General features: G+C 44.7%; 14 protein-coding genes. 3 read left to right on the top strand and 11 right to left on the bottom strand.

Going from position 1 to position 19,978, the window contains the following annotated elements; all coding sequences use genetic code 11:
* Positions 1 to 34: 34 nt before the first annotated feature.
* Positions 35 to 1,570: a serine hydrolase gene (locus tag E2R65_RS08270; RefSeq protein WP_134336028.1), complete on the top strand. Its 1,536-nt coding sequence runs from the start codon at positions 35 to 37 to the stop codon at positions 1,568 to 1,570.
* 114 nt (positions 1,571 to 1,684) lie between these two features.
* The gene (locus tag E2R65_RS08265) at positions 1,685 to 4,858 is read left to right on the top strand and encodes an ATP-dependent DNA helicase (RefSeq protein ID WP_134336027.1); all 3,174 of its coding nucleotides are present in this window, start codon (positions 1,685 to 1,687) and stop codon (positions 4,856 to 4,858) included.
* A gap of 353 nt (positions 4,859 to 5,211) precedes the next feature.
* Here E2R65_RS08265 and E2R65_RS08260 read toward each other — a convergent pair whose 3' ends face one another.
* From E2R65_RS08260 to E2R65_RS08210, 11 genes are all read right to left on the bottom strand, one after another.
* A complete protein-coding gene (locus tag E2R65_RS08260; protein WP_134336026.1) occupies positions 5,212 to 5,787 on the bottom strand; it encodes a hypothetical protein in 576 nt (191 codons plus the stop codon).
* A gap of 2 nt (positions 5,788 to 5,789) precedes the next feature.
* On the bottom strand, positions 5,790 to 6,221 hold the full coding sequence (locus E2R65_RS08255) for a hypothetical protein (RefSeq protein WP_134336025.1): 432 nt from the start codon (positions 6,219 to 6,221) through the stop codon (positions 5,790 to 5,792).
* A gap of 514 nt (positions 6,222 to 6,735) precedes the next feature.
* Entirely contained in the window at positions 6,736 to 7,461 is a 726-nt protein-coding gene (gene pgl, locus E2R65_RS08250; protein ID WP_240043115.1) for a 6-phosphogluconolactonase, read from the bottom strand.
* A 59-nt stretch (positions 7,462 to 7,520) separates the two neighbouring features.
* Complete coding sequence (gene zwf, locus E2R65_RS08245; RefSeq protein WP_134336023.1) at positions 7,521 to 9,035, bottom strand: glucose-6-phosphate dehydrogenase; 1,515 nt, start codon at positions 9,033 to 9,035, stop codon at positions 7,521 to 7,523.
* A 95-nt stretch (positions 9,036 to 9,130) separates the two neighbouring features.
* Positions 9,131 to 10,567, bottom strand: coding sequence for an NADP-dependent phosphogluconate dehydrogenase (gndA, locus tag E2R65_RS08240; protein WP_134336022.1), 1,437 nt, complete (start codon positions 10,565 to 10,567; stop codon positions 9,131 to 9,133).
* Position 10,568: 1 nt separating this feature from the next.
* Positions 10,569 to 11,192: an HAD family hydrolase gene (locus tag E2R65_RS08235; RefSeq protein ID WP_134336021.1), complete on the bottom strand. Its 624-nt coding sequence runs from the start codon at positions 11,190 to 11,192 to the stop codon at positions 10,569 to 10,571.
* 4 nt (positions 11,193 to 11,196) lie between these two features.
* On the bottom strand, positions 11,197 to 12,291 hold the full coding sequence (gene tal / locus E2R65_RS08230; protein ID WP_134336020.1) for a transaldolase: 1,095 nt from the start codon (positions 12,289 to 12,291) through the stop codon (positions 11,197 to 11,199).
* A gap of 128 nt (positions 12,292 to 12,419) precedes the next feature.
* Complete coding sequence (rpiA, locus tag E2R65_RS08225) at positions 12,420 to 13,118, bottom strand: ribose 5-phosphate isomerase A (protein ID WP_134336019.1); 699 nt, start codon at positions 13,116 to 13,118, stop codon at positions 12,420 to 12,422.
* An 89-nt stretch (positions 13,119 to 13,207) separates the two neighbouring features.
* Positions 13,208 to 15,214 carry a transketolase gene (gene tkt / locus E2R65_RS08220; protein WP_134336018.1) on the bottom strand — a complete coding sequence of 669 codons (2,007 nt, stop codon included), beginning with the start codon at positions 15,212 to 15,214 and terminating at the stop codon, positions 13,208 to 13,210.
* Between the two features lie 26 nt (positions 15,215 to 15,240).
* A complete protein-coding gene (locus tag E2R65_RS08215; RefSeq protein ID WP_134336017.1) occupies positions 15,241 to 15,996 on the bottom strand; it encodes an ROK family protein in 756 nt (251 codons plus the stop codon).
* Between the two features lie 305 nt (positions 15,997 to 16,301).
* Positions 16,302 to 18,200, bottom strand: coding sequence for a beta-N-acetylhexosaminidase (locus tag E2R65_RS08210; protein WP_134336016.1), 1,899 nt, complete (start codon positions 18,198 to 18,200; stop codon positions 16,302 to 16,304).
* A 215-nt stretch (positions 18,201 to 18,415) separates the two neighbouring features.
* Here E2R65_RS08210 and E2R65_RS08205 point away from each other — a divergent pair, with 215 nt between their 5' ends.
* On the top strand, positions 18,416 to 19,813 hold the full coding sequence (locus E2R65_RS08205; RefSeq protein ID WP_134336015.1) for a Gfo/Idh/MocA family protein: 1,398 nt from the start codon (positions 18,416 to 18,418) through the stop codon (positions 19,811 to 19,813).
* The last annotated feature ends 165 nt before the right edge of the window (positions 19,814 to 19,978 follow it).

Below are 19,978 nucleotides of genomic sequence, written 5' to 3'. Positions count from 1 at the left end.
TTAGCATTTTAAAGCCTCTGATATTTTATCTGCCATGAAAAAATTACACATACTGTTTTTATGCCTTATTGTTGGTATTACCGTAAACGCACAGGAGGTTGACAGGAGCAAGTTTATAAAGGACAGCCTGGATATATACATTAACAAAGCACTTACCGACTGGCGCATCCCCGGCGCTGCCGTAGCTATTGTAAAGGATGGTAAGATCATCCTGATGAAAGGGTATGGTATCAAAGAACTTGGCCTGCCCGGCAAGGTAGATGCCAATACCCTGTTTATGATAGGCAGCAATACCAAAGCATTTACCGCAACAGCCCTGGCCATGCTCCAGGCCGAAAAAAAGTTGTCGCTGGATGAAAAGGTGACCAAATACATCCCCGAGTTTAAGCTGGAAAACAAGGCAGCCGGCGAAATGGCCACTGTAAAAGATCTGTTGAGCCACCGCCTGGGGTTTCGCACCTTTCAGGGCGATTTTACCTTTTATAATACCAACCTGAGCCGCCACGAAGTGATAGAAAGATTGGGCAGGTTAAAAGCCACCTACCCGTTCCGTACTACGTGGGGATATACTAATGCCGCGTTTTTAACCGCCGGCGAGATCATCCCACGGGTTACCGGCAAACAATGGGAAACTTATTTAAAAGAAAATATTTTTGCACCGCTGGGCATGAACAATACCCTGGCCCTAACAGCAGAGATGCCCAAAGCACTAAACCGTAGCGTACCGCATACCCTGGTTGATGGCCGTTTAACCGCCATACCGTACTGTAATATTGATGGATTGGCGCCTGCGGGGAGCATCAGCTCATCAGCAAGCGATATGAGCAAATGGGTAATGGCCTTGCTGGACAACGGTAAAGTGGGCGGCAAACAGGTAATACCTGCTGCGGCCATAGCAGCCACCCGCCAGCCGCAGGATTATGTGGGCAGTGTAGAACACCTAAGCGGCGAAACTGGCTTTCAGCTTTATGGGTTGGGCTGGTTCCTGCAAAATTATAAGGGCCGCCGTTTGGTAATGCACGATGGTGGCGTTAGCGGATACGTATCGTCGGTAACGTTGGTACCCGAAGAAAAGTTAGGTATCGTGATCCTGACCAATACCGATAAAAACGACTTTTTTGAAACCCTGCGTTGGGATATATTGGACGCCATGTTTAAAAACAAGAATTACCATTATAATGATACCTACCTTAAATACGAACAAACAAACACCACCCAGTTTAGGGCCATTGATAAAAAAATGCGCGACAGTACCCTGCTTAACCTGAAGCCCGAACTATCGCCTGGTAAATATACCGGCAAATACGTGAACGACTTTTACGGCAGCCTGGAAATTACCCAGGGCGAAAAGAATAACGAACTGGAGATCCGTTTTGAACATCACCCTAAAATGTTTGCCAACCTGCAGCCACTGGGCGGTAACCGCTTTTATGTAACCTTCTCCGACCCGGTTTTGGGTAAAGCCATCTTCCCGTTTTTTGTGAAGGACGGCAAGGTAACCGGCTTGCGTGTTAAGGTGGCCGATTTTGTAGAGTACGGCTCCTACGATTTCCGGAAGGTGGAAAAGTAGGGCATTTTTTCCTTATTTCTTCGTCTTATCCTGCTTGCCGGATAGGCCCGAACACGTTAACAAGTTGATGGTGCAAACCGCCATTATGCCCCCTTATTTTCTTAAATTTACATCATGCAATCTCCCTTAAATAAATACAACGTTAAGTTTCAGGAAGCGCTGGCGGGCTTAAACCCCGAGCAGCTGGCCGCCGTTAACCAAATGGACGGCCCCGTATTAGTGGTGGCTGGCCCGGGCACGGGTAAAACGCAGATCCTGGCGGCACGCATTGGTAAGATACTAACGGATACCGACGCCCTGCCCAGCGAGATCCTTTGCCTTACTTATACCGATGCGGGCGCTGTTGCGATGCGCAAGCGCCTGTTTGAATTTATTGGCCCGGATGCTTACCGCATTAACATATATACCTTCCACGCGTTTTGTAACGAGATCATCCAGGAGAACCTGGAATATTTTGGTAAGCTGAACCTGGAAGCCTTATCCGACTTGGACTCGGCTATGCTGTTCCGCGAATTGGTGGATGAATTTGGGAACGACCATTTATTAAAACGTTTTACGGGCGATGTTTACTATGATGCACCGAGGCTGAAAAAGCTTTTTTCGACCATGAAAACCGAGAACTGGACGGAAGACCTGGTTAAACAAGCCGTGCAGGAATACCTGGACGACCTGCCCAACCGCGAAGAGTTTATTTACAAGCGCGCCAACGCTAAAGCCGGGATCAAAATAGGCGACCCCAAGCAAAAAGATATCGATAAAGTGCAGGAGGCCATGAGTAAACTGCTGGCTGCCGTTGCCGAATATCAAAACTACGCCCGCAAAATGCGCGACAAGAACTGGTACGACTATGACGACATGATCATCTGGGTGTTGAAAGCCTTCCGCGAGAATGAGGAGATCTTGCGCCGCTATCAGGAGCGTTACCAGTATATTTTAGTAGATGAGTTTCAGGATACCAGCGGCTCGCAAAACGAGTTGCTGCGGTTTTTGCTGAATTACTGGGATACGCCGAATGTATTTGTGGTGGGCGACGACGACCAGTCGATATTCAAATTTCAGGGAGCCAACATGCGTAATATCCTGGATTTTGCCGGCGATTACGTAGATACGCTTAAAACCGTTGTGCTAAGGCATAATTACCGCTCTAATCAGCACATCCTGGATATTTCAAGAGCGCTCATCAACAATAATAACGAGCGTTTAACTGCACAGCTAAACCTGGATAAAAATTTGCGATCATCGCACCCGCGCTTTACGCAGGAGATCATCGAGCCATCCATCAAAGAATATGAAAACCCCAGCCAGGAACTGGTAGATGTTGCCCTGCACATCAAACGCCTGGTTGATAAAGGTACCCCTCCGGGCGAAATTGCGGTGATCTACCGTAACCACAGCCAGGTAGAAGAGTTGCTGCATTTTTTAGATACGCAAAACATCGCCGTAAATACCAAGCGTAAAATTGATGTACTCACCATCCCTTTCGGCGAGAAGATCATCAACATTTTGCGTTACCTGAGCATGGAGCTGGATTCGCCCTATAGCGGCGATGAATTGCTGTTTGAGATCCTGCATTATGATTTCTTTACCATTCCGCCTATCGAGATTGCTAAGGCCAGCATAGCGGTATCTAAAGAGAATTTTAGCAGTACAACTAATAATACAGCAAAAACTTCGTTACGCCGGTACATCAGCGAGTTAAAATTAGCGGCGCAAACAGATCTGTTCAGCAAGCATACCACGCAGGAAATGAAATTCCTGGTGAATGATATTGATGCTTTGTTAACCGATGCCGTAAGTGTTACGCTGCAACAGTTCTTCCAGAACGTAATTGCCAAAATGGGCATCCTTAAATACATTATGCAGCAGCCCGATAAAGGCGTGCACATGCAAATGCTGACCAGCTTTTTCGACTTTTTGAAAGATGAAAGCCGCAAGAACCCCGAGATCAAGCTGTCGGAACTGATCATGATCATCGACCTGATGCGCAAAAACAACATCCGGCTGGAGCTGAATAAGGTAATATTTTCTGACAACGGCATTAACTTTTTAACCGCGCACGGCTCAAAAGGGCTGGAGTTTGAGCACGTGTTCTTCATCGGTTGTGATAAAAAAACCTGGGATGCCAAAGGCCGCAATAGCGGCTTTAGCTACCCGGATACCTTAACCAAATCAGCATCGGATGATATTGCCCAAAAAGAGGAATCGCGCAGGTTGTTTTATGTGGCGCTTACCCGCGCCAAACAATGCCTGAATGTATCTTACGCCGGTAAAGACAAAAACGGCAAGGACCAGGAAGCATCGCAATTCATCGGCGAGATACTGGCCGATACGCATTTGCAGGTAAGCTACCCTAAAGTAAGCAGCGATGATATGCTTACCTTTTTTGCTACCCAGTTTAGCGAGGCGGATAAGCCGGTGGTAGAACTGCTGGACAGGAATTATATTAACCAACTACTGCAAAATTATACGCTATCGGTTACGCACCTTAGCAATTACCTGGATTGCCCGCTGAGGTTCTATTTCCAGTGTTTGATCAGGGTGCCGTCCGGTAAAAGTCCTTCGGCTACCTTTGGGCAGGCCGTGCACTGGGCGCTTAATAAAACGTATCGCAGACTTAAAGAGAACGACAACGAATTTTTATCTACCGAAGAATTTTTAAAAGAGTTTCGCTGGTATATGTACCGCAACCGCGATTCGTTCACCAAGGAGGATTTTAAGCGCCGGGTTGATTACGGCGAAAAGATTTTGCCGCTTTATTACGAGCAAAATGTCCCTGCCTGGAATAAAGTAGCCCAAACCGAGCGCAGCATTAAAAATATTGAAGTAGCCGGTGTGCCCATTAAAGGTAACCTGGATAAGATAGAGTTTGACGGCAAACAGGTAACCGTTGTAGACTACAAAACAGGCCGCGTACGCAACGCCAAACCCAAACTGGAAAGACCGACCAACGAAGAGCCAAACGGCGGCGACTACTGGCGCCAGGCGGTGTTCTACAAGATATTGGTAGATAACGACCGCACCAATGATTGGGAGGTGATCAACACTATTTTTGATTTTGTAGAGCCCGAAAAGGAGGGCGAATACTACAAGGCCAAAGTGGTGATATCACCCCAGGATATTGAAGAAGTAACCGGCCAGATCACCACTGTTTACCAAAAAATAATGGCCCACGACTTTAACACCGGCTGCGGCAAAAAAGAATGCGACTGGTGCCACTTCGTCAAAAGCAATTTTAAACAACCCGAAGGCATGCTGGCAGTCGCTGAAGGAGAGGATGGCGAAGAGTAATATTTACTCTCCCTACATAATTACACCCTATGTCATTTCGAACGAACATGGGCAGGATTGTGTGGAGTGGCGAGGAGAAAACTTTTACATTATACAGGCGGCCATGCAGGTTCGCCAAATCGCTTGTAAAAAGATTTCTCCTCGCATCTCGTTCGAAATAACAGGGGATAGTAGAAAAGTAAAATTGGTGGTTTTTTACCATGTGCTCGCGCAAGTTTAGCATAGCGTAACTTGTGTGTGGGTATTGTGCAAGCTTTCAGCTTGCGTCAGCTGAAAGCTGACCTTGTGCGAAGTCACGAGCTATAAGCTCGCGACAGCATTTTAAGGAGAAAAATGTAAAAGCAGCAAGGAAATTAATGCGATTTATCAACTGATATTGTTTCAAGACCAGTTTCGCCTTCTTTAAGTCTCAATTTGAAATCATCTATTTTGTAAAGGTGTTCTGCTGTTCTAAACTTCGAATAATTGTCTTTATTAGATGATACATAAAATAGTACTAATTTAAGTATTTCAAAATATACAGTGATTGCCTTTAATAAAAAATCAGTTTTGCTTTCTTTTTCAAATTCATGGAACAATGCTCTTTGAATAGTTGTCCTATGAATTATTTTTCTAATATGTTCAACCTCCTTTGTATCATACGCATAATTTATATTATGCCTTAATTTTCGAGCTAATTGTTTTTCAAATTCATGTAATAACAAAGGATATTCGTCAGAATGTTTTTCTAAAATCACAATGCCATTTTTCAGCATTATCATTTTAAAATGATTTGTAACATCATTTACTAATATTTTATTTACTTCTGCAGAAGATGCTCTTGTTTGAATACTTAACCTTAAGCCATGAGATTTTAATCGAATGATTACAGCACAAATAACCAAACTAAAACATAAAATAATTCCGATAACTATTGCAACAATATCCATAGTTATTTATAAATAAGCAGGTACCAAGAAACAACGCAACTTATTAAACCGAAAAGAGTATGTAATATTATATGGTTGGTTAATCCTAAATATATTATTATTAAAAAAAGTGCCAAATTGATAAATATTGCAATAATAAAAATGTTTTTTATGGATTCAATCTCTTCTGGTTTGACGTTTGCAGAAGTGTCATACGATATAATAAATTTACCATGTTCAAATTTATAGTGTGGATTTATACCTAAAACTTTGCTTGAAATGAAATGATCAAAATGAAAGAAGGGTAATAATTGTCCCAGACTTAATCCTCCTAATGATATCCCTATCGTATTAAAGTCTTTCTTCATTATAATTCTCAAAAAAAACTGTAGGAAAATTGCAAAAGCAGGAATGATAATAAGAATTATTCCTTTTTTTGATATTATTTTTTTCATTGCGGTTCAGGTTAAAATGCAATATATGAATAATCTGCCTATGCAACAAAGTAAATCAATGTTAAAAAATGATTTGCTATTAGTTATTTTCCAGTTTATTTACTGCTGGTTCTTGGAGGAACCATTGCAAGTCAACGCTCTTAATTAATTAGGTATGATATTTTGCTGGTGCAAGTTTAGAGTAGCGTAACTTGTGTGTGGGTATTGAGCAAACTTTCAGCTTGCGTCAGCTGAAAGCTGACCTTATGCTAAATCAAGAGCTATAAGCTCGCGATAGCATTGTTCTTACCGGAGATTGCTCCGTACTTCACAAAAACGTGTGGTAAATTATTAAAATCTGGTGGCAATGTATTGTCACCACAGATTTGATTTTTCTGATTATTAGATAGTTATAAATATTCATGAGTGTTCACGGCTGTGAACGTGAACACCTGCTTAACATGCTTTGCTTTTTCAAGAGGAGGGGGTATAAATAGGAAAGCCTCCGCATTTCATTTGCAGAGGCTTTATGCTTTTATTTATTTTCCAGCTTGCTGGCCGCGGGTTCATCCAAAAACCATTGCAGGTCGGCGCCCTGGATGAGTTGGGCGGGATACTCCTGGATATCCGTTGGATCTTCGAGGATATGTTTTACGGCTTCGGCCTTGCCTGCCCCGTAAACCAGAAAAGCGATGTGATGCGCGTTATTGATCAAGGGAGCGGTAAAGGTAATGCGGTTCATTTTTACCTCGTCTATATATAAGGCCTGTACTGATGCGCTGTCGTCTGTCAATACTGATGTATGCGGAAACAGCGAAGCCGTATGTGAGTTATCGCCCAGGCCTAATATCACCAGATCAAAACAGGCGTTGTGCCCGTCGAAAAAGCCAATAAGGTGGCGGGTATAATCTTTGGCGGCTTCTTCGGCACCCAATGCCGTTTGCACGGCATATATATGCGATGGATCGATACCCAGCGGGTCAAACAGGGTTTGTTTGGCCATCAGGTAGTTACTTTGCGCATCGGTTAGGGGCACATCGCGTTCGTCGCCAAAAAAGAAGTAAACTTTATCCCATTCAATACTATCACGGTATTCGCTTGCCAATAACTCATGCAGTTTTTTTGGCGAACTGCCACCACTAAGCGCAACGCTAAAACGGCCGTTGGACTCGATAGCCTGTTTGGATAGATCGGCAAAGTGCCTGGCCAATGCGGCCAGCACTTCGGTATCCGTTTGATAGATGTTCAGTTTCATGTTCATTGTTTTTACCTGTTGGGCCTCACCCTGTTCTCTCTAAAGGAGAGGCTTCGTATCCGTTATTATTTTTTGCCGTTTACAGGCAGGGTGAACCAGTTGTATCCATCGCGGGCAATCAGCGCCTCGGCAGATTCGGGCCCCCAGGAGTCGGCAGAATAATTAGGGAAATTCAGGCTCTTTTTGTTTTGCCAGGTGCTTAATATCGGCATCACCAGGTCCCACGCTGCTTCCACCTGGTCGCCGCGCATAAACAGTGTCTGGTCGCCCATCATGGTATCCAGTATCAGGGTTTCATAAGCCTCGGGCGCCTGGTTGGTATAGGTGCCTTTGTAATCAAATACCATATCTACGGCATTCAGTACCATATCTATACCCGGGCGTTTGGCCTGCACCTGTAAGCGGATGCTCATTTCGGGCTGTATGCTGATGATCAGCCTGTTTTGCTGCCAGCTTTCGGTAGCCTCGGCAGGGAAGATCTGATGCGGCACATCTTTAAACTGAATCGTAATCACTGATGACGACTGGTGCATGCGCTTACCTGTACGCAGGTAAAACGGTACCCCTTGCCAGCGCCAGTTATCAATAAAGAATTTAATGGCGGCAAAGGTTTCGGTGTTTGATTGCGGGTCAACCTTGGGCTCTTCGCGGTAGCCGGGAACTTCCTGTCCCTTCATCCAGCCGCTGCCATACTGGCCCCTAACGGCCGAGTTACGCACATCCTCGGGTGTAAACCGGCGCATGGCCTTTAATACATCAACCTTGCGGTCGCGCACTTCATCTGCATTAAAGCTAACAGGGGCTTCCATCGCTACGTGGCAAAGCAGCTGCAGCAGGTGGTTCTGGATCATATCGCGCATAGCGCCCGAGCCGTCGTAATAGTCGCCGCGCTCTTCAACGCCCAGCTGTTCGGTAACCGAGATCTGTACGTGTTCGATATAATTACGGTTCCACAGCGGCTCCATAATGGAGTTGGCAAAGCGGAAGGCCATAATATTCTGTACGGTTTCTTTACCCAGATAATGGTCTATCCGGTAGATCTGGCACTCATCAAAAATACCCGATAACAGCTGGTTAAGCTCTTTGGCGGTTTCCAGATCGTGGCCGAATGGTTTTTCGATAATGATCCTCACCTTGTTCTTATCCTCGGCCAGTTTGGCTTTTGATATATTAGAGGCGATGATAGGGAAGAAGTTTGGTGCTACCGCCAGGTAAAATAATACGTTGGCTGTAGTTTTCCATTCTGCATTATGTGCGTCAATGCGTTTGCCAAACTCTTTGTAGGTTTCAGCATCAGTAGCATCAGATACCTGGTAGTGAATATTTTTTTCGAAATCGGCCCATTTTTTGGCGTCGGCTTTACCGCTGCGCGAAAACTGGTTGATATCGTTATGTAAATTCGTTCGGAACTGCTCGTCTGTTAATTTGGTGCGCCCGGTACCGATGATAGAAAACTGGTTAGGCATCCACCCGTCTAAAAACAGGTTGTACAATGCCGGGGCAATTTTACGCGAGTTTAAGTCGCCGGTACCGCCAAATATGATAAATATGGTAGGCTCTGTTTTTGTATTACTACTCATGATGATATTTTTTGATGCAAGAATTTAAGAAGCAGCAAGCAAGATTATTCTTCCTGTGTCTTGATTCTTGCATCTTGATTTCTTGTCTTTATCTATTATTTATCTTCGTTAACCGGTGCCCACTGTGTGTGGAAGGTGCCTTCTTTGCCTATTAGTTCGTATGTATGTGCGCCAAAGTAGTCGCGTTGTGCCTGTGTCAGGTTTGATGGCATCCGTTCGTTACGGAAGTTGTCAAAATATTCTAACGATGCTGCATATGCAGGGATGGCTATACCGGCATTTACTGCTGATGAAACCACTTTGCGGATCCCCGGAAGTGTGTCTTTAACCAAGCCGGCCACATCACCGTCTAATAACAAATGTTCCAGGCCTTTATCCTTACCATAAGCGCCGTAAATATTCTCCAGGAATTTAGAGCGGATGATACAACCGCCCCTCCAGATCTTGGCTATCTCGTCCAGCTTCAGGTCATACTTATACTCCGCAGATGCCAGCGACAGCATATGCATGCCTTGCGCGTAACTGATGATCATGGTGAAGTAGAAGGCCTGTTCTAAAGCGGCCAGTAATTCGTCTACGCTGCCTTCAATAGTTGGGTTGTCGTTGGTGCTGTAGATGCCGGCTGCTTTTGTGCGTAGGGCTTTGTATTTAGATAGGTCGCGCATGGCAACCGCCGTGTCTACGGTTGGGATAGGGGCCTGCAGGTCCATCGCGCTTTGCGAGGTCCATTTACCGGTACCTTTTGCACGGGCCTCGTCTTTGATATCATCTAACAGTAAATGGTCGGTTCCGGGCGTTTTAAAGGCGAAAATATCCTTTGTAATGTCTAAAAGGAACGATTGCAGGCGGCCGTTATTCCAATCGGTAAATACCTTACCAATGGCAGCACCATCCATCTTCAAACCTTTTTTCATCACCTCGTAGGTTTCGGCCAGTAGCTGCATAATACCATATTCGATACCGTTATGCACCATCTTCACAAAGTGGCCGGATGCACCTGGGCCAATGTAAGTTACACATGGTGCGCCATCAACTTTGGCAGCAATGGCTTCAAAAATAGGCTTCATTACGGCATAGGCATCTTTATCACCGCCGGGCATCATACTTGGGCCGCGGCGTGCACCTTCTTCGCCACCAGATACACCCATACCAAAGAAATGCAGGCCTTTAGCCTCCAGCTCTTCTACACGGCGGTTGGTATCTGTAAAGTGCGAATTACCGCCATCTATCAGAATATCGCCTTTATCCAAAAGCGGGGAAAGCTCTGCAATCACGCTATCTACAGGTTTGCCTGCGGGTACCAGCATCATAATAGCACGTGGCGTAGTAAGGCTTTTTATAAATTCTTTTACGTCTAAAAAACCTTTTACCTGCAAGTCGCCGCCTTCTGTGTTCAGCGAATCTACTTTGCCGGCATCTTTATCGTGCCCGGCCACGGCAAAACCATGGTCGGCCATATTTAGCAGCAGGCTGCGGCCCATTACGCCTAAGCCTATCATGCCAAAAGCATATTTATCTGTTGTTGCGCTCATGTTATTTGAGGTTTTCTTTCTTTAAATTTTCTAATATTTTCTTTGTTTCTTCAAACGAGGTATGCTGGTGCGCCTCCATACCCAATTTGTCGGCGGCAAGTGCAAACATCTTCCGATCGTCAAAGTACACGCATTCCTGCGGGGTAGCAAGGGCTATGCCCATGGCAAGTTTAAAGATGGCTGGGTCCGGTTTCCTGATCTTCACTTCACAGGATGACACAAATGCGTCAAAAACCTCATGCAGCTTAAACTTTTTTACCCGATAGTCATTCAGCTCCTTGCCCTCGTTATTGATAGCTATAATGCGGAAACCACAATCCTTTTTCCATTCCTTTAACCACTTTAACATATCAGGCAATTCTTTAGATTGCTTGAACATGAAGTTTTTAAAATCCTCGCGGGTAAAATCGCGCGGATGGTTAAAGATTACGGTGTCCAGGTATTCTTCAAGATCAACACCAGAGGCTTCGTAAACGTTAAATATAAACGTGTGCAGTTCGCTCAATTCTTTATAATCCAGCTTAAATAGCCGGGCAGCCTCTTGCCGGGATTCATGCCCCCAGCCATTGGTGAGCAATACACCGCCAATATCAAAAAATAAGACCTTTACTGATGTAGCTTCCACAACGTTATGCTTTAGCTTTTTGATCTTCGATAGCTTTCAGCAGTTTTTCGAAAGGCTTGTTAAACTTCTCGATACCTTCGTCTTCCAGGTCCTGAGTGATCTTATCCAGATCGATGCCTAAGGCTTTTAACCTGCCTAAAGTTTCGGTAGCCTGGTCTAAGCCCAGCATTAAGGTATCGGCAGCAATGCCGTGTTCGCGGAAAGCGTCGATAGTTTCTAACGGAACGGTATCAACCGTATCTGGGCCGATAAGGGCCTCTACGTATTTGGTATCTTTAAAAGCAGGGTTTTTGCTGCCGGTACTTGCCCATAGCAAACGCTGTGGTTTGGCTCCTTTTGCTTCTAAGGCCTTCCAGCGCTCGGTGCTGAATACGCGTTTGTAAATTTCGTATGCTTTTTTAGCAGATGCGATAGCTACTTCGCCAACCAGGTCATCAGCGCCTTTTTCTTGCAATAACGGGTCAACTACCACATCTATACGGCTTAAAAAGAAGCTGGCTACGGATGAAATGTGTTCGATATTATGGCCGGCAGCTAAATGATCTTCCAGGCCGGAGATATAGGCTTCGGTAACTTCTTCGTAACGCTGTAAGCCGAATAATAAAGTAACATTGATATTGATGCCCTTGGCGATAGATTCGCGGATGGCTTTTAAACCGGGTTTGGTGCCCGGAATTTTGATCATGACGTTTTTGCGGTCAACTTTTTCCCAAAGTTCTTCTGCTTGTTTGGCAGTACCTTCGGCATCTAAAGCCAAAAACGGAGATACTTCTAAACTTACATAACCATCTGCCCCAACAACTTCTTCATTATACAAATCATCAAAAATATCGCAGGCAGCCTGGATATCCTTAACGGCCAATTCAAAAAACAGGTCTTCGGTGGTAGCAGCGGTTTTGCCAAATTCGGCAATATCTGCATCATAATCAGCGCTGCTTGAAATTGCTTTCTCAAAAATTGCCGGGTTGGATGTTACCCCACGGATACCATCTTCGTCAATTAATTTTTTAAGCTTACCGCTGCTGATGATCTGACGGTCAATAAAATCAAGCCAGATGCTTTGCCCGAAATCGTGTATTTGTTTTACGTTATTTGCCATGATAAATGTATGTATGGTGGTTTTTAATTCTATTAATTATTAACTTTTTGCTGCACAAATGTGGCGTTTATAGCTTTTTGTAGTGTAATCTTAATCTCCTTATTACGTTACGTTTAAGTCAAATTCATTTAGTTATTCTCTGCTGTTATTATTTGCAGATCGTAACCAATAAAAAGGCCGCTTTCTATTACGCCGGTTATGGCTTTAATATTTTTTTCGAGGCCGTTATTCATCTCTTTAAAATAGCAATCTAAAATAAGGTTGCCATTTTCTGTTATAACCGGCCCGTCCTTGCCTTTTGCAGGCCTAAGTACAATGCTGTTGGCGCCAAGTTTTTTCAGTTCGGCCTCTACATGTAACAGTGCCTGCGCAAAAACTTCTATCGGTACCGGAAAGTTGGTCCCCAATTTTGGTACCAGTTTGCTATCATCAACAATAATATAATTCAGCGGGCTGCTGCTAATCAATAACTTCTCTTTAAACATAGCCCCGCCACGGCCTTTTATTAAACCGTTGTTGGGGTCAACCTCGTCGGCGCCGTCAAACAGCCAGTTGGGGGTGTGTTCAAAAAGTGTGGTTAAGGGAATGCCCAGCTTGCTGCAAAACATAGATATTTCTATTGACGTAGGGATAGCCAGTACATTCAAACCTTCCGTTTTTATCCTTTCGGATATAGCCAGCAACGCCATATAAACTGTAGAACCCGAGCCAACGCCAAGCACATCGCCATCCTTAACCTTTTGGGCTATTTGCTGCGCTACTTTTTGCTTGCCGGCAGGGTTGATGATCGGTGATGACCATTCCAGCGTACTGATTAAACTATCCATTTTTTGAGATATGAGATTGGAGATATGAGATATGAGACAGGAAAAAAGCATTCAGGCTAATCTCACGTCTCATATCTCACGTCTCACATCTACAATAAAGCTTTCGCTTTATTAACTACGTTATCAACCGTAAAGCCGAAGTGTTTATAAAGGTCATCTGCCGGTGCCGATTCGCCAAAGGTCGTCATGCCTAACATATCGCCTTCGTCGGTAGTGTATTTATGCCATCCCATTGGTGAGGCCATTTCTACTGCCAAACGTTTACGGCTTGCTTTAGGTAAAACGCTTTCTTTATACTCGGCACTTTGTGCTTCAAATAACTCCCATGACGGCATACTTACCACACGGGTTGAGATTCCCTCAGCCTCTAACTTAGCCTGAGCTTCCATGATCAACGCAACTTCAGAACCGGTTGCCATCAATATCAGGTCGACATCTTTACTAGCTTCCGACAGAACGTACGCACCTTTTTCCAGATCAGCGGCTTTACCATATTTATCCTGATCAAGGATAGGTAAGCCCTGGCGGGTAAATATCAATACAGTTGGGCCGCCTTTTTTCTCGATAGCTACTTTCCACGCAAATGCAGTTTCATTAGCATCAGCAGGGCGGATAACGGTAACATTAGGAATTGCACGCAGTGATGCCAGATGTTCTATCGGCTGGTGTGTGGTACCATCTTCGCCTAAGCCAATACTATCATGTGTGTAAACAAATATTGGATTTATCTTCATAATGGCTGCCAAACGTATCGGCGGGCGCATATAATCAGCAAATTGCAGGAAGGTTGCGCCAAATGGTAACAAACCTTTGGTTAAAGCCATACCATTTAAGGCCGAACCCATGGCATGCTCGCGGATCCCGAAGTGGAAATTGCGGCCGCCCCTGTTCTCTGACGTGAATGAATCAAAATCTTTTAAGTTGGTTTCTGTTGATGGGGCCAGATCTGCCGCGCCGCCAAGCAGGTTTGGCAGGCCGGCTGCAACGGCATTCAACACTTTCCCAGATGCCTGGCGGGTTGCCATTTTAGGATCAGATGCTTTAAATACCGGTAATTTATCTGACCAGCCCTGCGGTAATTCACCTTTAAATGCAGCTTCGTATTCTGCAGCTAATTCAGGGAATTTCTCTTTATACTTAGCAAAAAGTTCGTTCCATTTAGCTTCGGTTTTTTCGCCGCGTGCGCCTTTTTTGTGGTAATATTCTAAAACTTCGGCAGGTACATCAAATGATTTTTCCGGATCAAAACCAAAGAATTCCTTTACCAGTTTTATCTCATCAGGGCCAAGCGGTGAACCGTGTGAACCTGCAGTACCAGATTTATTTGGGCTACCATAAGCAATTAAGGAACGAACGCGGATCAATGACGGTTTCTGTGTTTCAGACTTAGCGTTGATCAGTGCCAGCTCTAATGCATGGGTATCATTCACATCCGGCAGGTCCTGCACATGCCATCCGTAGGCACGGAAACGTGCGCTCACATCCTCATTAAAGGCGATATCTGTGCTGCCTTCGATAGAGATATGATTATCATCATATAAATAGATGAGGTTACCTAACTGTAAGTGGCCGGCCAGCGAAGCCGCCTCAGAAGTTACGCCCTCCATCATATCGCCATCGCTTACGATGGAATAAACGTTGTAATTAAAAAGATCGAAACCCGGTTTGTTATAACGTGCAGCTAAATGTTTTTGGGCAATGGCAAAGCCAACACCATTTGCAAAACCCTGGCCAAGCGGGCCGGTGGTTACATCAACACCCGGTGCCAAACCATATTCGGGGTGGCCGGCTGTTTTGCTGTTTAACTGGCGAAATGCCTTGATATCATCTAAAGAAAGATCATAACCCGTTAAATACAAAAAGCTGTATTGTAAGATACACGCGTGGCCGGCAGAAAGGATAAACCTGTCGCGGTTTGCAAAATCGGGGTTTTTGGGGTTGTAGTTTAAAAACTTGGTCCAAAGTACGTGGCCCATTGGTGCCAAAGCCATTGCCGTGCCGGGGTGGCCCGAGTTTGCTTTTTGTACTGCATCTGCCGAAAGGATCCTTACGGTGTTTATTGCTAATTGTTCCAGCTCTTCGTTTTGTTTTTCCATTGTTGTATTTAAAAAAAGAAAGATTATTATTTGGTTGGGGTTGCCATAGCGGTGTGTGTAACGGGGTGTTTATCCTCCTGCCACAACCTTGCCCCACCCTTAATGCCGTCGGCATTGGTTACTATTTTCATGTTTTTGTCCAGCTTAAAATCAAGCAGATCAGAATTGCCGCCGCCTATATATAAATAGTCGTAATTGAATACTGTTTTTAAAATCTTAAAAACTTTACGGATACGGCGGTTCCATTTTTTTTCGCCTATCTCATCAAGCGCTTTATCGCCAATGTATTCGTCGTAATCGCGGCCTTTTGATACCGGGTGATGCGCAACTTCCAGATGTGGCAGCAGGTGGCCATCCATTAATAAAGCCGTGCCGAAGCCTGTGCCCAGGGTAATTACCATTTCCAGCCCTTTGCCGCTTACTACACCAAGCCCCTGCATATCGGCATCATTCACTACCTGGGCATCTTTACCTAAAGCATCTTCCAGCTTTTTACGAAAATTAACATCTTTCCAGTAATCGTTACCCAGGTTTGGTGCGGTTTTAACCACCCCGTTGCGTACATAGCCGGGGAACCCAACGGATACCTTATCATAAGCCGGGTAATCTTTAACCAGCGTATTAATGGCTTTTACCACGTTATCCGGATTGGCCGGATTAGGTGTGGCTATTTTTTTATAGTCCATAGTAAGGTCGCCCTTGCTGTTCAGGATAGTAGCTTTTATGCTGGAGCCACCGATGTCAATTGAAAGGATCTGTAACTTAGAAGGAGTAGTTTTCATGTAACCGGTGATAATAAGTTAAATGGATATTCAGGTTTGCGCTGTAAATATCACATTTTAAATAATAAATAGATATTATTTAGCTATTATTTAACAGCCAAATAAACAGTAAACAAATAACATAAATGTAATGCCGGTGTTATTTTAAATGCAATTACTTTTATGTAACAACCAGTTTAGGCCCCTGTGGTTTTCAGAGCAGGTTTTTTATGACATTGAGGCAACGCAAGGCGAGCTATGATAACAAAGAAAGCCGCACTATTTTTGGTGCGGCTTTCTTATGCAAACAGGTAAAGCTGTATAAACTATTTTACCCGGCTTCTTAATTCGCTTATGGGCATATTTACCATTCGGCCTATGGGTTGTTTACCACGGTAGGTAATAACCCGCATCAGCGAGGCATCAACAGGCACGGTAAGCGCGCCGGTGTATTTGGGATAAAACCTATCCGGGTACGAATTGTCAAAACTGTAGTAAATATCAAGCCCCTGCACCTCGTTGGTTAGGGTAACTTTTAATGTGCTGTCGGGGTTTAAGCCTACATTAAATATAGGGTCGTAAGCACTTGGGGCATATTTTATTTCAGCCTCGTTAAAGCGTTCAAAGTGTTTTTCTACCCGGGTAAAAAATTCATTAAAATTCTTTTTGGCGGCAGGCGACCATACGCACTCTGCCAGTGCAAAACCCCGCGGCCAGGTCATATATTCTGCCTGGCGAATGTTGTACACCTGTTCTGTCCATAAATTAGCCTGGCCGCCTTTTACCAGTTTGGCATTAACCCCTGCAGGCACGGGGTCAAATTCGTAAGTTTTATTTAAGCGCAAAGATGCGTAAACACGCGGCTCCATTACGCGGTCGCTTTGCATATAATCCAGGTAAACAAAGGTAGTCGGGCTCATCACCACTTCGTGGCCAAGTTTAGCGGCCTCAATTCCCCCTTTTACACCCCGCCAGCTCATTACAGCGGCATTCGGGCCAATGCCGCCTTCCAATATCTCGTCCCAGCCCATAAATTTTTTGCCCTTAGCTTCTACGATCTTTTCCAGCCGTTTTTCAAAATAGCTTTGTACTTCTTCCTGTGTTTTCAGGTTTTCTTTGGCCATTAAGGCTTTAACCGCATCGCTTTGTTCCCAAAAGTTTTTGGCGCACTCGTCGCCACCCATATGGATGTACGGAAACGGGAACAGCTCTGCTATTTCGCCAACTACCTTATCTAAAAACTGGTAGGTAAACTCGCCTGCCGGGTTCAGCGTATTATCTACCAAAGCCGGGTGGCCGGGTTTAGACCAGTCCATGATCTTTTCGCCCGAGCGCACTACATATTTATCGGCACCGGGCGTAGCCGACAGTTCAGGGTAGGAGGCAACGGCTGCAAGGCTATGGCCGGGCACATCAACCTCTGGTAAAATATTTACAAAACGTTCTTGGGCATATTTAACTACTTCGCGAATATCATCCTGCGTGTAAAACCCGCCATAATTACGCGGCTCGTTTGGTTTTGGGGGAATGAAATCACCAAAAGTCCCTTCTTTTTTAACATTATAAGCGCCCACGGTAGTTAGCTTAGGGAAACTTTTAATTTCTATTCTCCAGCCCTCGTCATCGGTTAAGTGCCAATGGAAAAGGTTAAGCTTATACTTTGCCATGTTATCAATATAGCTCATCACCTCTTTTTTAGTGAAAAAATGGCGCGATACATCAAACATCAGCCCTCTCCATCCAAAGCGCGGGTAATCGGTTATATCAACAATGGGTACGGCCCATTTTACATTGGCTATTACCTTACCCTCTATTTCTTTTGGTAATAACTGCAACAGGGTTTGCACACCATAATACAGGCCTGCTTCGGTATTGGCCCTAATGGTTACGCCGTTTGCTTTGGCCGATAGGTAATACCCCTCGTTACCAATTACGTTATCCGTAGTTTTGGTAAGCACCAGTTTTAGTGCAGCATTGGCAGCAACAGGTTTTATACGGATAATTTTACCCGTGGCGGTGCTGAATTTATTTTTGATGAGGTTGAGTATCGGCGTCATGCCATCCTGCGAGCCTGATTGCACAACCAATACGTTGGGCAGTGTATAGGTGCCGCTATGCTGCGTAATTTGAACGGGTTGTGGAATAATGGCAATTTTTGAATCGGCCTGGCTGTAGGCGAGCGTGGTTAAAAGGCAGGCACATACCAATAGATAAATTTTTTTCATATAGCGTAATTGAGTTTGTAATTGGGGTAACAGCATGCAATTTATAACTTTTTAAATTATATTAATAAGTATTTGTTATGAATGCCGTTTGTAAGCGGCTGTATATTAATAAGCAAATGCTGTTAGGGTTTTAATTTTTTTATTAAATTGCCTTTCATAAACCAATATTGCGCCTGCAATAATTAACCTATTATTAAAGCAAATTAAAAATCATTATGTCAACCGATCGCAGAAAGTTTTTAAAGCACCTGGGTACATCCGTTTTGCTTACATCGGCATCGCTAACCAGTTTAGCAGCTAAAGAAGAAAATGAGGTAAGGATATTGCGGGATCAAAAGCGCGTATCGCCTAATGATAAGATCCGCATAGCAACCATTGGCATGGGTATAATGGGCTTTAATGATACCAATGCCGCACTGAGTGTACCGGGGGTAGAAATGGTAGCCGCCTGCGACCTGTATAAGGGCCGGCTTGAGCGCGCCAAAGAGGTTTATGGCAAAGATCTGTTTACAACGATGGACCACCGGGCCATTCTGGAGCGTAAGGATATTGATGCGGTTATTGTGGCTACCAGCGATAACTGGCACAGCCAGATCTCTATCGATGCGATGCGTAAAGGCAAGGCCGTGTACAGCGAGAAACCGATGGTGCACAAAATAAGCCAGGGGCTGGAAGAGATCCGTGTGCAAAAGGAAACCAAGGCGGTTTTCCAGGTAGGGAGCCAGCGGGTAAGCAGTATCGCCTATCGTAAGGCTAAAGAGATGTACGAGTCGGGTGTTATCGGTAAGATCAATTCTATCGAGGCATCATTTAACCGCCAAAGCGCTTTGGGGGCCTGGCAATATACTATACCTACTGATGGGGACATACAAAATGTAGATTGGGCGCGATACCAGGCCAATGCCGATGTTAAGCACGATTTTGACCCCAATCGCTTTTTCCGCTGGCGAAATTACCGCGAATATGGTACCGGGGTTGCCGGCGACCTGTTTGTGCACCTGTTAAGCGGCATTCATTTTATAACCGGTTCCAAGGGGCCAAAAAGCATCTATTCTATTGGTGATCTGGATTATTGGAAGGATGGCCGCAATGTGCCGGATGTGATGAGCGCCGTGATACATTATGGCGAAACCAAAGAGCACCCGGCTTTTCAGGTAACCCTACGGGTAAATTTTATAAGCGGCGAGGGCGACCACGGCACTACCAGGATCGTAGGATCTGAGGGGGTGATAGACTTGGGGGGAGAAGGAGAGGCTTTTACCATTCACCAGAATAAAATGCCCCAGGCGCCGGGAATAGGAGGCTGGGATTCGCTGTTCACTTATACAGAAAGCGAACAGAAAAAATTGATGGACGATTACAATAAACGCTGGACTAAAGCCCAGCAGGAAACGCCGCAGTTTGCCCCCATAACTTATCGCGCCCCCGATGGATATAATGCCTCAAAAGACCACTTTGCTAACTTTATGGATGCAATACGTACCGGGAAACCTGTAGTAGAGGATGCGGTGTTTGGCTTTCGCGCTGCTGCGCCTGCATTAGCCTGTAACGACAGCTATTTTCAAAACAAAGTGATAAACTGGGATGCTGAAAATATGAAGATTATTGGGTAGAGACTCAGGACTGATAGATTCAGGAATCAAAACCGGATGAGTATAAAAAGAGGCCGTCTCATAAGTGGGGCAGCCTTTTTGTTATTTAATGCGATTTTGGTAACTTAAAGTCATGGGAGCGAAAGTAGTCTTTAAACCATATGACCCCGACCAATTGACATTTCT

This window comes from Mucilaginibacter phyllosphaerae (assembly GCF_004378255.1).
In the GTDB taxonomy this organism is placed as follows: domain Bacteria; phylum Bacteroidota; class Bacteroidia; order Sphingobacteriales; family Sphingobacteriaceae; genus Mucilaginibacter; species Mucilaginibacter phyllosphaerae.
The sequence above is the reverse complement of the archived record's forward strand: the minus strand, read 5'-3'. Positions and strand labels throughout refer to the sequence as shown.